15 protein-coding genes and 1 tRNA gene are annotated in these 13,308 nt (G+C 68.2%); 14 read left to right on the plus strand and 2 right to left on the minus strand.

What is annotated here, in order from left to right:
- Positions 1-68 precede the first annotated feature (68 nt).
- From AJAP_RS00615 to AJAP_RS00640, 6 genes are all read left to right on the plus strand, one after another.
- Positions 69-410, plus strand: a complete 342-nt coding sequence (locus AJAP_RS00615; RefSeq protein ID WP_038507252.1) for a type II toxin-antitoxin system RelE/ParE family toxin — start codon at positions 69-71, stop codon at positions 408-410.
- A 17-nt stretch (positions 411-427) separates the two neighbouring features.
- Entirely contained in the window at positions 428-727 is a 300-nt protein-coding gene (locus tag AJAP_RS00620; protein ID WP_038507255.1) for a helix-turn-helix domain-containing protein, read from the plus strand.
- A 69-nt stretch (positions 728-796) separates the two neighbouring features.
- Positions 797-1,303: a hypothetical protein gene (locus AJAP_RS00625; RefSeq protein WP_038507258.1), complete on the plus strand. Its 507-nt coding sequence runs from the start codon at positions 797-799 to the stop codon at positions 1,301-1,303.
- Between the two features lie 75 nt (positions 1,304-1,378).
- Positions 1,379-1,987, plus strand: a complete 609-nt coding sequence (locus tag AJAP_RS00630) for a hypothetical protein (RefSeq protein WP_038507260.1) — start codon at positions 1,379-1,381, stop codon at positions 1,985-1,987.
- A gap of 187 nt (positions 1,988-2,174) precedes the next feature.
- Positions 2,175-2,714 carry a DUF2716 domain-containing protein gene (locus AJAP_RS00635; protein WP_038507263.1) on the plus strand — a complete coding sequence of 180 codons (540 nt, stop codon included), beginning with the start codon at positions 2,175-2,177 and terminating at the stop codon, positions 2,712-2,714.
- 38 nt (positions 2,715-2,752) lie between these two features.
- Positions 2,753-3,154: an immunity 7 family protein gene (locus AJAP_RS00640; protein WP_038507266.1), complete on the plus strand. Its 402-nt coding sequence runs from the start codon at positions 2,753-2,755 to the stop codon at positions 3,152-3,154.
- A 270-nt stretch (positions 3,155-3,424) separates the two neighbouring features.
- Here AJAP_RS00640 and AJAP_RS00645 read toward each other — a convergent pair.
- Positions 3,425-3,497 (minus strand) — tRNA-Gly (locus tag AJAP_RS00645).
- 197 nt (positions 3,498-3,694) lie between these two features.
- On the opposite strand from AJAP_RS00645, the gene AJAP_RS00650 reads away from it, so the two are divergent.
- The 3 genes from AJAP_RS00650 to AJAP_RS00660 all read left to right on the plus strand — a co-directional run bounded on the left by AJAP_RS00650 (position 3,695) and on the right by AJAP_RS00660 (position 6,693).
- Positions 3,695-5,251 (plus strand): sigma-70 family RNA polymerase sigma factor, encoded by a 1,557-nt coding sequence (locus AJAP_RS00650; protein ID WP_038507270.1) that lies wholly within the window; start codon positions 3,695-3,697, stop codon positions 5,249-5,251.
- A 105-nt stretch (positions 5,252-5,356) separates the two neighbouring features.
- Positions 5,357-5,797 carry a hypothetical protein gene (locus AJAP_RS00655; protein ID WP_005161585.1) on the plus strand — a complete coding sequence of 147 codons (441 nt, stop codon included), beginning with the start codon at positions 5,357-5,359 and terminating at the stop codon, positions 5,795-5,797.
- A gap of 32 nt (positions 5,798-5,829) precedes the next feature.
- A complete protein-coding gene (locus AJAP_RS00660; RefSeq protein WP_038507276.1) occupies positions 5,830-6,693 on the plus strand; it encodes an Fpg/Nei family DNA glycosylase in 864 nt (287 codons plus the stop codon).
- 34 nt (positions 6,694-6,727) lie between these two features.
- On the opposite strand, the gene AJAP_RS00665 is transcribed toward AJAP_RS00660, so the two are convergent.
- On the minus strand, positions 6,728-7,843 hold the full coding sequence (locus AJAP_RS00665; protein WP_038507279.1) for a serine hydrolase domain-containing protein: 1,116 nt from the start codon (positions 7,841-7,843) through the stop codon (positions 6,728-6,730).
- A gap of 169 nt (positions 7,844-8,012) precedes the next feature.
- Between AJAP_RS00665 and AJAP_RS00670 the strand changes: the two genes are divergently transcribed.
- From AJAP_RS00670 to AJAP_RS00690, 5 genes are all read left to right on the plus strand, one after another.
- The gene (locus AJAP_RS00670) at positions 8,013-9,308 is read left to right on the plus strand and encodes a histidine kinase (RefSeq protein ID WP_038507282.1); all 1,296 of its coding nucleotides are present in this window, start codon (positions 8,013-8,015) and stop codon (positions 9,306-9,308) included.
- 19 nt (positions 9,309-9,327) lie between these two features.
- Complete coding sequence (locus AJAP_RS00675) at positions 9,328-10,173, plus strand: S49 family peptidase (RefSeq protein WP_038507285.1); 846 nt, start codon at positions 9,328-9,330, stop codon at positions 10,171-10,173.
- Positions 10,174-10,359: 186 nt separating this feature from the next.
- A complete protein-coding gene (locus AJAP_RS00680) occupies positions 10,360-11,727 on the plus strand; it encodes a glycoside hydrolase family 16 protein (protein ID WP_038507288.1) in 1,368 nt (455 codons plus the stop codon).
- Positions 11,728-11,870: 143 nt separating this feature from the next.
- On the plus strand, positions 11,871-12,707 hold the full coding sequence (locus AJAP_RS00685) for a LytR/AlgR family response regulator transcription factor (RefSeq protein ID WP_038522137.1): 837 nt from the start codon (positions 11,871-11,873) through the stop codon (positions 12,705-12,707).
- Entirely contained in the window at positions 12,704-13,222 is a 519-nt protein-coding gene (locus tag AJAP_RS00690) for a hypothetical protein (RefSeq protein ID WP_037333690.1), read from the plus strand. The genes AJAP_RS00685 and AJAP_RS00690 overlap by 4 nt, the downstream gene beginning before the upstream one ends.
- Positions 13,223-13,308 lie beyond the last annotated feature (86 nt).

Here is a 13,308-nt window from a genome sequence, read left to right on the forward strand (position 1 = left end):
CGCGGCTTTGCCGGAGCGCAAACGAATCGCTCGTAAGTGGATCTACCTGGACTTATAGCATCAAAGCTATGACATGGGGTACCGTGGAATTGGAGCCGGAGGTTCGTGACTGGCTGGAGAGTTTGTCCACGGCGCACTTCGCGACAGTGGCTTTCTACGTGGATTTGCTCGCGGAGCAGGGCCCGTTGCTCGGCGAGCCGTACACGCGACAGCTCGACGGCAAGTTGCGGGAGTTGCGGTTTCATCTGGATGGAGAAGCCGTGCGGATCACGTACTGGATCGCGTCCGGCCGGCGAATCGTGTTGCTGACCGAGTTCCGGAAAACGCGCATGCGTGAAGAGCGTGAGGTGCGACGGGCGCGCAAGGCGATGTGGCGATGCGTTGCCCGGGAGCACACGGTCGATGAGTGAGGAGAGGAGTGAGATCGATGGCTGATCGGACCGACTGGCGGAGGCTTCGCGAGCGGCGGATGGCGGAGCCCGGCGCCGCTGACGCGTACGAGGCCGCGAAGCTGGCTTATGTCCTGGGCATGACGGTGCGTGAAATGCGTGAGGCACGTGGCTGGTCTCAGACGATGCTCGCCACGAGGGCGGGGATGACGCAGTCCGCAGTCGCGCGGTTCGAGGCGGGCGGAACGGTCCCGACCATTCCGGTGCTGGAGCGACTGGCGCATGCGCTCGAAGCCGATCTCGATATTCGAATCACTCCGCGGCTCTCCCCGGTGTGATGCTCTTTCGGCTGGTCAGCCGCCGCCGACCGCCACTGGCGGTACGGTGGCGGACGTGGGTAGGACCGGGTGACGGAGATCGACGCGTGTCGTGGCGCGTTGCGCGAGCTGGCCATCGGCAGGCTCGCCGGACGTGACGTCCGCACCTCCCACTTGGTCGAGGCCGGGCTGGACGCGATCGTCGCCGGACTCGACACCCCGTCCCTCCCCTTGCTCGCCGGGCTCGAATCCACCGCCGAAGCCGCCGTCGACAAGGCGTTCGACCAGGTCGTCGACGAACTGGGCCTCGAACTGCCCGCCGATCCGACGGCCGCGCGCTGGCTGCTGATCCACGGCTGGCTCACCGCGATGGTCCAAGGACGCCTCTCGCCCGCGGCCGGCGGCGCCCTGGTCAGCGAAGTCGGCGAGCTGCTGGGGTCGCCCCAGGCGTTGCGCGGGATCACGCGCTGGTCGGCGATGCTCGAGCACTGGATCCCGACCGACCTGACCCCGAGGGACGTCTGCGAGGTGCCGATCCTCGAGGAGTCGGCCGAGTTGCTCGAAGGACCTTGGCCTCCTTCACCGCGTCACCCGTAAAGCCCCGTTTTCTGTCGTACATGTGTTCTAAAATGGTCGTTGTACAGCAGGAACAGCGGCGAAAGGCAGACACGGATGGCCTACATCACCCTGCCCACGTTCGTGGGGTACAGCACGAGCTCGGGTCCCTCGCGTTCCTCGTTCGTCCGGCGTTGGCGCCGTCAGTACGAGGACCCGGCCCGGGGCGGGTTCAACTTCTACCTCCGCGCCGCGAACGCGATCCGTGCCGGGCGGATCTCCGGGCGGGATCGCGAGGTACTGCGGGCACTGGTCGAGAACGCGGACGAGCGCACGCGGCCGCACTACACCGAGATCGCCAACGGCTGGCTGCGCTACGTCGGGCGGCGTGACCTGCGGCTGGTCGAGGTCGGCCGGTCACGATGGCGGCTCGGCTCGCTCGAGGTGGGTATCAATCCGCATCTCGGCCTGCGCAAGGGCGACGGCCCCGTCTACGTGACCTGGCTCTATTTCAAGGAGGAGCCGTTGAGCCGGGACGCGGCACAGATGGTGCTGTGGCTGCTCGAACAGACCATGGACGAGCTGCGGCCGGGCGGGCGTCCGCTGGTCGTCGACGTCCGGCGATCGAAGGAGTTCGCCTTGTCGCCGCGTGATCGCGACAAGGTGCGGCCGTGGGTGCGGAGTGAGGCATCGGCCTTCATGAGTCTTTGGGAGGCGGCCGCATGATCGATCGACGGCGAGCCCGCGTTCCGTGGGCTCGCCGTTCACGCACCGTCATTCTCATGGTTCCGGCGGCGGCGCAAGACACCTGATCAGGTGACAGTTTCACGGAGAATGCCCACGAGCTGGACAACTTGGTCCCCGAACACGAAGCTTTCCCAGTCTTAATCGGCCGAACCACCGAGGGTCGCTCGTGAACAACGCTTGGGAAGCCATCTCCAGGGTCGCAGATGAGCCCGCCTGGTACTGGGTCTACGACAAGCTCGCGTTCTGGCCGAGCACCTACGCGCACGCCTGGCCGGGTTTCCGCGAACCAGCCCCGTCCGTCGCGTGGGATCTCGCGCCCGGCGGCCTCGACCGCGCCTCGGCCGAATTCCGGGTCGGCCCGTACGCCGTCGAGCAGAACGACGTCGCCCGCGTCGCCCTCTCGGCGCTGAAGGACTGCGTCGCCGAGGACGAGTGGGTCTGGGTGCTGCACTGGCAGCACCAGTCGTACCGCTTCTACCCCCATCGGCACGCCGCGCTCGACCCGTGGCCGGTCCCGGTGTTCCCGCGCACGGACTATCACATGTTCCTGGCGAACGACTTCCGCTTCGGCACGCTCGGTCACCCCTGGGAACGGACCCTGTGCGTCTACGGCGAGAAGCTCGTGCCCGCCTTCGAAAAGCACGGCGACCGGGTTTTCAAGAACGCGCTGCGGCGTAACGGGGCACCGGCCGCGATGGCGGGCTGACCACCGTCCGGCGGACGGACCTGCCTAAACTCAGGCGGGTGTTCGAATACCACGGGTGGGTGACCATCCAAGCGAGCCCTTCCGGTGACGACGACGCCGCGCTGCTCGAGCGCATCGTCGAGCGGGTGCACCGTGCCGTCCGCGACTTCGACGACGGCGACCTGCTCGACCTCCGCTGGGCGGCCGGGGTGCCGGTGCTGCACCTGGGCGGCATGGACAAACACGGAACGGCGATCGCACCCGAGCTGGTGGACCTGTTCACCCGCGTCGGCGACCTCGCGCCCGGCTCCTACGGCCTCCTGCACGTCTGGGACGACCAGGATCCCGAGCACGACAACGAATTCAAGGTGTACCGGATGGCCCGCGGCCTGGTCACCGAGCGCGGCGACGAGCACCTGTCCCCGGTCGCGCCGACCGTGATGGACGGCTACGAGATCTGAGCGGTCCTCTTCGGCGGAAGGCTCGATCGACGAGAGATGGCCGGCTTCTCGTTCTCCAGCCCACATATGCACAAATCCGAATTACTACGGTCGTGTGACCCCACTCACCGAACCTGTAGCACTTAGTAATCGAAACGATCGACGCGCCCGAGAACCGACTCGCCAACGCGGGATACAAGGAACGTGAGGTTCCGGGGGCTCGGGCCCCCGGGAATTGTGGCGAGTACGCTGCGGCGCAGGCTTTACCTGCGCACGCGGTGCCCGCGTGCGAGCGGATGACGGGATTCGAACCCGCGACCCTCACCTTGGCAAGGTGATGCGCTACCAGCTGCGCTACATCCGCATGTCTTGCTCTGCTCCGGCACTCGTTTGAAGCAGTGGAACAACCATACACCGACCGTCTGTAGCGGTTTCGACCCACCCCTACAGGTGCTTCGGTGTCACACCTGGCGTACAAGGGGTGACGACGGCTGCATACCTCCGTATGGTGTCCCCATTCGACCGAATGGTGAGTCCTTCGGGGAGGAGGTGCCTGGCCGGATGACCGAGCAGGGCACGGTGCCGCTTCAGGCGGCCTCGGAATCCGACGAGCAGGCATTGCTCCAGCGTCTCCGTGATGGGGAGGACGCTGCCTTCGGGGAGCTTTTCGAACTTCACGCCGCCGCCGTGCGGCGGTTGGCCCGCAGTCTGGCCGCCGATCGGTCGGAGGCGGAGGACATCACCGCCGAGACCTTCTTCCGGGTGCTTCAGGCGTTGCGCCGGGGTGCCGGGCCGCGTGACTACGTCCGGGCCTATCTGCTGACGGTGGCTCGCCGCGTCTCGTGGGAGTGGCACGGCGCGCGTCGTGACGTGCCGGTGAGCGACGACGAGCTGACCTTCCGGGCCGGGGCGGGTGCGGACACGCATGCCCGGACGGCCGAGCATTCGCTGATCACGACCGCTTTCACGAGTTTGCCGGAGCGCTGGCGTTCGGTTTTGTGGCAGACCGAGGTCGAAGGCGAGCAGCCGTCGATGGTCGCGCCGCATTTCGGGTTGAGCGCGAACGCCACGGCGGCGTTGGCCCGCCGGGCGCGGCAGGGGCTGCGCGCGGCGTATCTGCAGGCGCATCTGTCGGTGAACCGCGGGCCCGATTCGTGCCGTGCGGTGGTGGAGAAGCTGGGCGGGTTCACCGCGGGCAGCGTGACCGGGGCCGAGGCTCGCCGGATCAAGACCCACCTGATCGCCTGCCAGTCCTGCCGGGCCACCCACGACGAGCTGCGTGACGTCTGTTCCTCGCTGCGGGCGCACGCCGGTGTGGTGGCGCTGCTGGTGCCGGCCGCCGCCGGGGCCCACGCGAGCGGGGCGTTGTCCGGGCTCGCCGCGTCGGTCAAGGGACTTCTGCTCGGCTCGAAGGTGAAGGTCGGCCTGGCGGTGGCGTCGACGGCCGCCGCCGGCGCCGTCGGGATCGTCGCCGGTCCGGCCGTGTTCGGCACCGACGTCACCCACACGGTGGGCCTGTCCGGGGGTGGTCTGCCGGAGCTGGCGCTGCTGCCGGCGCAGGTCGCGCCACCCGCCCATGACCAGCCGGTGGAGATCCCGCCGCAGCGGATCGCGCAGGACCAGCTGCAGGGCAAGGGCGCCCAGCCCGCCGTGACCGGACGAGGACCCGGAGCCGGAGCCGAGCTCGGGGTGTCCGACATGCCGAGCCTGCCGGGAGCAGGCACGCCTCGGAAGGAGCTGGGCGGCGGAGACGTCGTGCAGCCGCCGGGCGAACAGAATCCGACGCAGGAGGAGACCTCGCCGCGCAACGAGGTCCCGGATCCGGGCACGGGCTCCAACCAGACCACTTCGAAGCGGGACGACATCCCGCCGGAGGAATCGTTCAGGCCCACCGAGGAGTCGCTGAGCCCGACCACGACGACTTCGCGGGACTCGACCGAGCAGTCGACCACGCCCGAGTCGACGACTTACCCGGAAGGGTCCTCTTCGACGGAGACCGGGACTCCCGAAAGCACGACCGGGACCCCGTCCGGCGACACGTCGGAGGACGAGCCGAGCCCGGTCAAACCGACTTCCCACTATCCGGAACCGGGTGTCGACTACCCGACGTGCCCATAACGCCCGAGCGGGCATATCGCCTTCGAACTCTCGCGAATCCGGCTCCCGTCACGGTACGGTGGAGCTCGCTCACGACGAGCGAGCGGCCGCGCGGGAGGCGACTGAATGAACCGGCTGGTGCACGGCGAGGACGGCCGTGACTGGGTGGTCCGAGCCCAGATGGAATGGCGTGCTCCCGCGACAGCGGACGATTTCGAGCACGATGTGGCGGGCAGCTACGGCCCGGGTATCGCGATGATCGCGGTGACGGCGCTGCTCGCGATCGTGCTCATCATGTGGACTCCCGCCGACGTCATGATCCCGTCGTGGGTACCGCTGGCGCTCTTGCTGATCGCGCTGTTCTTCCCACTGCGGTGGATTCTGCGCCGTCCGTGGACCGTGGTCGCCGAGACCGAGGGCGATCTGGCCGGCGACCGGCCGTCGGAGCGCTGGGTGGGCACCATCCGCGGCATGTTCACCGTGCGCGGCGAGGTCTCGAAGATCACCAAGACCATCCAGAAGCACTCGCTGCCGGATTTCGACGGCCCGTTGCACCCGGTGGAGTAGTCGCGGCGGCCTGAACGCGCGAGACTGGGGCCATGCCCGAGTTACCCGAGGTCGAAGCGCTCGCCCACCACCTGCGTGAACACGCGGTGGGCAAGACGGTCTTCCGCGTCGACGTGTCGTCCCTCAGCGTGCTGAAGACGGCGACGCCGCCGTGGACCGAGCTGCACGGCCGTGAGGTCACCGGGGCCGGCCGGTTCGGCAAACATCTGGATCTCGTCGCCGGGGATCTGCATCTGGTCGTCCATCTGGCGAGGGCGGGCTGGCTGCGCTGGTCCGACGCGTTGTCGCCGGCGCCGCTCAAACCCGGCAAGGGGCCGATCTCGCTGCGCGTCCATCTCGACGCGGCCGCCGGGCCGGGCTTCGATCTCACGGAGGCCGGCACGAAGAAGGGCCTGGCGGTCTGGATCGTGCGCGATCCGGAGAAGGAGGTCGCGAGTATCGCGCGGCTCGGGCCGGACGCGCTTTCGCTGGACCGCACGCAGCTCGAGAAGTTGTTCACCGGGCGCACCGAACGGCTGAAGACGGCGCTGACCGATCAGTCGCTGATCGCCGGGATCGGCAACGCCTACTCCGACGAGATCATGCACATGGCGAAGCTTTCCCCTTACGCCACAACCGGAAAGCTGTCCGAGGCGGCGCTCGACGGGCTTTCGGAGGCGATCCGCGAGGTGCTGACCAGCGCCGTGACGCGTTCGGTCGGCCAGTCCGCGGCCCGGCTCAAGGGCGAGAAGCGGTCCGGCCTGCGGGTGCACGCGCGCACCGGGTTGCCGTGCCCGGTCTGCGGCGACACGATCCGCGAGATCTCGTTCGCGGACAAGTCGTTCCAGTACTGCCCGACCTGCCAGACCGGCGGGAAACCCCTCGCGGACCGGCGGATGTCGCGCCTGCTGAAGTGACCCGCCACCCTCGCGTTTCGTCCTCTGAATGCGGTCAGCAGAGAGCGGCCATCACCGCGGGCATCGGCGGCTTCGGCACCCGCTGCCCGCCGTGCACGTCCGCGGCGAGGTCGTACACGTTCAGTGCCAGCACGAGCTGCTTCGAGCCGTCCTCCGTGCTCATCGAGACGCTGTAGAACCCCGGGCCCGCGCCGGTGTTGCCCCAGACCGTCTTCGCGCCACCAGCGCAGGGCAGGTTGAGCGTCTCGACGCCGGCGCCGTACGCACCCAGCTCGCTGTACGGCACCAGCCGCTTGAGTTCGGCCTGTTGCGCGGGCGCCAAAAGCCGTCCCGCCAGCAACGCGCGATGGAACGTCGCGAGGTCGTCGACGGTCGACACCATCGCGCCCGCGGTCCAGTCGTACGACGGGCTGAACACGGTCATGTCCTTCCCGTCCATGTCGTACCCGTGCAGATGCGGACCTCGCAGGAACGGTGACCACAGCGGGAAGTACGTCCGGCCGAGTTCGAGCGGATCGAGGATCCGCCGCTGGATCTCCTCGCGGACGTCGTCGCGGGTGATCTTCTCGATCACCTTGCCCAGCAACAGATATCCGGTGTTCGAGTACTCCACGCCGCGGCCCGGCGGGAACAACGGCCGGTCGGCGAGCGACCGCCGGATCACCTCCGACGGCGTGATGATGTGCGCCCGGTTCCCCTGGACGAGGTACGGGTCGAAGAAGTGCGGATCCAGCGGGTCGTGCACGCCGGACGTGTGGTTCAGCAGCATGCGCACCGTGATCTTTTCCGGTTCGCAGCCCGGTCCGCGTACGACACCGGGCAGGCGCCGCTCGATCGGATCGTCGAGCGACAGCTTCCCCTCACCCGCCAGCTGCAGGACCACGGTGGCGACGAACGCCTTGGTGTTGCTGGCGATCCGGAACCGGTGGTGCGGCCCCGCGGCTTCGCGCGTGGCCTGATTCGCGTATCCGGCGCCGAAGCGCGAGACCGCCTCACCGTTCCGGACCTGGGCGACCGCTCCCGGGAAACCCCCTTCGCCGACGAGATCGCCGACAGCCGCGCGCACCGGGTCCCCGGCCGCGGCCGCCGTCCCGCTCCCCAGCAGGACCCCCGCCAGCACCCCCGCCGCGAGCTTCCCCGATCCGCGCATTGTGTTCCTCCCCCGGAAGCGATTGCCTGCGCACAGTCTTTCCCGCGCGACGGGGAGTGACCATGGGGACAACGCCCGGGTCTTGGGTAGGGTCGGCCCCACCCTCAGTTGTCACAACTCAACGGAAAGTGGGGAGCAGGCCTTGCACCCGGTTGGTCGAGCGCAGAGCATGGACGCCGTGTCCGGGCTCGAAATCGCGCAGATCATCCCTTGGGGTGTGGCGCTGTTGCTCGCGATCCTCGTCGTCGTCCTGCTGATCAAGCTGAGGCGTCCCGCGAGCATCGTGGAGAACGCGGTGCTGCAGGCCGTCCACCGGATGTCGAAGGCGACGCCGGATCTCCGCGAGGGGCTCGACGAGCAGGTCGCCGACAAGATCACCAGCCAGCTGCTGGAGATGCTCGACTGCGTCGCCGTCGGCATCACCGACAGCGAAGGCACGCTGCTGTCCTGGGACGGCGAGGCCAACGACCACTACGTCGACCTCGTCGACGCCATCGGCAACGCGATCCGCAAGCACCGCCGCGAGGTCGTCGCGCACGACAAGATGCCGTGCAACCACCGCGGCACCTGCCGGATGCGGACGGCGGTGATCGTGCCGCTGATCGTCGAGGGCGAGACCGAGGCCGCGCTGCTGGTCGTCGGGCGCACCCGAGGGCGGCTGGTGCAGATGGCCGACGCGGTCGCGCAGTTCGTCTGCACCCAGTTCGAGCTGGCGCGCCTGGACGAATCGAAGAACCAGCTGCAGCAGGCGGAGATCAAGGCGTTGCGCGCGCAGATCTCGCCGCACTTCGTCTACAACGCGCTCAACACCATCTCGTCGCTGATCCGGACGGATCCGGAGGAAGCGCGAGAGCTGCTTCAGGACTTCGCGGACTTCACGCGCTACTCGTTCCGGACGTCGGGCATGTTCACCTCGCTCGCCGAGGAACTGCGCAACATCGACCGGTACCTGACCATCGAGAACGCCCGTTTCGGCGGACGGCTCGAAGTGCGGATGAAGATCGCGCCCGAGGTGCTCTCGGTGGTCGTGCCGTTCCTGATCATCCAGCCACTGGTGGAGAACGCCGTCAAACACGGTCTCGCGTCGAAGCCGTCCGGCGGCTGCGTCACGGTGATCGCCGAGGACTACGGCGCCGAAGCGCTGATCAGCGTCGAAGACGACGGCATCGGCATGGAGCCCGCCAAACTGGCGGACCTGCGCAGCCAGCACCGCACGGGCGCGCACGTCGGCCTCGGCAACATCAACCAGCGGATGCAGCAGGTGTTCGGCCGCGACTACGCGCTCATGGTCGAAACGGCGCCCGGCGCCGGCATGAAGGTGACCCTGCGGGTGCCGAAGTTCATGCCCGGCGTGCGCCCGAACCTGCCGGACTTCTCCGCCGACAGCGCCACCGTCCCGCCTCAGGGCGGCCCGAACGAGGCCAGCGGGGTGAGCGGTTCGCGCAGCGGCGTGCTGCCGTCGTGAACGTCGGTAACCTGGCGGTATGAGCGTTGCGGACAAGCTGACCTCCCGTCTCCCGATGATCGGCGAACGGGGTGAGCGCAAGGACGTCGTCGCCGTGGTCAAGCTGCACGGGGTGATCACGCCGACCCCGTCACCCCTGGCCAGGGGGTCGATCAACCTCGCCGCCGTCGAATCGGCGCTGACCCGCGCGTTCGCCCACGAGCGGCTGAAGGCCGTCGCGCTGCAGATCAACTCCCCTGGCGGCGCGCCGACGCAGTCCGGTCTGGTCGCCGAGCGGATCCGCCAGCTCGCCGACGAGAAGAAGGTGCCCGTCCTGGCCTTCGCCGAGGACGTCGCCGCGTCCGGTGGTTACTGGCTGGCCTGCGCGGCCGACGAGATCTACGCGCACCGGACGTCGATGGTCGGCTCCATCGGCGTGATCAGCGGCGGGTTCGGGTTCACCGGACTGCTGGAGCGGTTCGGCATCGAGCGGCGGCTGCACACCGCGGGGGCGAACAAGTCCCGGCTCGACCCGTTCAGCCCGGAGAAGCCGGAAGACGTCGAGTGGCTGAAGAAGATGCACGGCCAGCTCCACGAACTGTTCGTCGACTGGGTCACCGAGCGCCGGGGCGACCGGCTTTCCGGCTCCGACGACCTCTTCAACGGCGACGTCTGGCTGGGTGCCCGCGCGGTCGAACTCGGCCTGATCGACGGCGTCGGCAGCCTCCGCCAGGTGATCACCGAGCGGTACCCGGACGCCGAGATCTCGGTCGCCGAACCGAAGAAGCCGCTGCTGGCGCGGCTCGGCATCGGCGCGCCCGCCGCGGCGAGCGCGTTGCTGGACGCCGTCCAGTCCAAGGCCGCCTGGAGCCGCTTCGGCCTCTGACCCGCGTGCAATGAAAGGTCCTTTCCTTGCGAAATTTGCGAGGAAAGGACCTTTCCTCGCGTTCGGGGGCGGCGGGGATTCACCCGAACGGTGGTAGGCGTAAGTGGTTCAGACCAGGTCTCATATCGGACATACCGCTTTGTTGTGAACGGCAACAAACCTCGACAGCGTTGACGAGGAGGTCCGATGTCCGTTAATCGTTCCCGAACGAGCCGCTGGAAGGTCGCACTGGCAGGCGCGGCCTTGCTCTTGGTGCCTCTGGCCCTGCCCGCGACCGCCGCCGTCCCGCCGCCCCCGGCCGGCTGGACCACTGTGTTCACCGACGACTTCACCGGCGCCGCGGGTTCGCTCCCGTCGAGCGCGAACTGGATCGTCGACACCGGCCACGCGTACCCCGGCGGCCCGGCGAACTGGGGCACCGGCGAGATCCAGAACTACACGGCGAACCCCGCCAACCTGGCCCAGGACGGTTCCGGGAACCTGCGGATCACGCCGTTGCGCGACGGCGCGGGCAACTGGACCTCGGCGCGGATCGAAACGCAGCGCACGAACTTCAAACCGCCCGCGGGTGGCGCGCTGCGGATCGAAGGCCGCATCCAGATGCCGAACGTCACCGGCGCCGCGGCACTCGGCTACTGGCCCGCGTTCTGGGCGCTGGGCTCGCCGTATCGCGGCAACTACTGGAACTGGCCCGCCGTCGGCGAGTTCGACATCATGGAGAACGTCAACGGGATCAACACGGTCTGGGGCGTGCTGCACTGCGGCGTCAACCCCGGCGGCCCCTGCAACGAGACCACCGGGCTGGTCGGCAGCCGCACGTGTCCCGGCGCGAGCTGTCAGAGCGCGTTCCACACCTACACCTTCGAATGGGACACGAGCGTCAGCCCCAACGTGTTCCGCTGGCTGGTGGACGGACAGCAGTTCCATTCGGTCGACCAGAACCAGGTCGACGCCACGACCTGGGCCAACATGACGAACCACGCGGGCTACTTCGTGCTGCTGAACGTCGCGATCGGCGGCGCGTTCCCGAACAACAACTCCGGCACCACGACACCGGGGCCGGGGATCGTGCCGGGGCATCCGATGCTCGTCGACTACGTCACCGTCCTGACCCGCGGCGGCGGCACCGAAAACCCGGGCGGCGGCAGTGCGTACGGCACGATCCAGGCGGAGTCGTACGGCCAGGCGGCGGGCATCGCCAAACAGGCCACATCGGATTCCGGTGGTGGTCAGAGCATCGGCCCGGCGGGCAATGGTGACTGGGCGTCGTATCCGAACGTCGACTTCGGGACGCAGACCGGCAGACAGTTCCAGGCGCGCGTCGCGTCCGGAGCGGCGAGCGGCGTGAGCGGGCTCGTCGAAGTCCGGCTCGACAGCCGGTCCAACCCGCCCGTCGGCAGCTTCGCCGTCGCGAACACCGGCGGCTGGCAGAGCTGGCGGACCATCCCGGCGAACATCAGTGGTGTCACCGGGAAACACGACGTCCACCTGACCTTCACCAGCGGCCAGCCTGCCGATTTCGTGAGCGTCAACTGGTTCACCTTCACTCCGTGAAGGGATAGATGTGGCACGGCGAGGCGGTTCGTGTCACCGGAAAAGATGACGGCACCGGCCACCCCGGGCGCGGGGGTGCCGGTGCCGTCCTTTCGTTCGACTTTCGTGAAGCGGGCTGGACAAGGAACCCTGCAATGGGCAGGATGCGTCTCACTGTGAGTGCTCACGATGACACCCGGAAGCTCATTGTCCTGGCGGTGGACGATGAGCCCAAAGGGCTAGACGAACTCGTCCACTGTCTCCGGAACAGCCCGCACGTCGCCCTGGTCTACCCGGCGATCGACGCTTCGGAGGCGCTGCGCCTGCTGTCCGCGGACGATCCGAGGCTGGCCGATCGCAAGGCCCGCGGTCTGCCGATCGTGGACGCGGTGTTCGCCGACATCGACATGCCCGGTCTGTCCGGGATGGAGATGTCCCGGGTGTTCGCCGCGCTGCGCCCGTCGCCCGCGCTGGTCTTCGTGACAGGACACGCGGAAGAGGCGGTCAACGCCTTCGACCTCGGCGCGCTCGACTACGTGCTCAAGCCGTACCAACAGGATCGTCTCGACCGCGCGATCACCCGCGTGATCGACAAACTCGCCGCCAACGCCGCGCCGCAGTTCGGCGCGGAAGGCGGTCTCGGGCAGGTCAAGAACGACGACGAGGTCATCCCCGTCGAACTGGCCGGCACCACCAAGCTCATCCCGCGGTCTTCGGTCCGCTGGGTCGAGGCGCAGGGCGACTACGCCCGGCTGTTCACCAACGACGGCAGCCATCTGGTCCGCATCCCGCTCGCCCAGCTCGAAGAACGCTGGGAGAAGGCGGGTTTCGTCCGCATCCACCGGTCGTTCCTGGTCTCGCTGCCGCTGATCACCGAACTGCGTATGGGCCAGGGTGGCTACCAGGTCGTGATCGGTAACGAGGAGAAGGTGCTGCCGGTGAGCCGCCGCCACACGCGCGCCCTCAAGGACAGGCTGGTCGGCGCCAACCGGTCGTCGTGACCGACGACTACTACCGCCGGGTCAACGGCGTCCGAGAGCCGGACCCGACGCTGGGCAAGCGCAGGAAACCGGCGCAACCCGAGGGCGCCGCCGTCGAGCCCGTGCCGGGCGCGCCGTCCGGTCCGAAGCACGAACAGGCCAAACCCGAACATCACGCGAAACCCAAGCGGCAGCGGGTGATCCTCGCCGATCCGCGGCAGGCCACCAGCACCCTGCGGGCCAGGGTCGAGCTCGAAGAACAGACCAGCTGGGGCAAGCTCCTGGTCAAGGATCTGGTGAAGATCCAGCTGCGGACGGCCTCCTGGCTGGCGCTGCTGGTGATGGTCACGCTGTGTTCGCTTCCGGTGCTCTTCTACCTGATCCCGTCCTTCGGACGAGTGGTCGTCGTGGGCATTCCGCTGCCCTGGTTGATCCTCGGCGTGGCCCCTTTCCCGTTCCTGTTCGGGATCGGCCTCTGGTACAACCGGCTCGCCGAACGTCATGAACGCGACTTCGTCGACATGATCGAGAACTGATTGCGGAGCTGCACATAGAGGAGGACCCATGATCGCGCGCCCTCTTGTGGCCGAAGGCCACGGAAACGCGGTGGCAGGGCGCCTTG

The organism is Amycolatopsis japonica (assembly GCF_000732925.1).
Lineage (GTDB): Bacteria > Actinomycetota > Actinomycetes > Mycobacteriales > Pseudonocardiaceae > Amycolatopsis > Amycolatopsis japonica.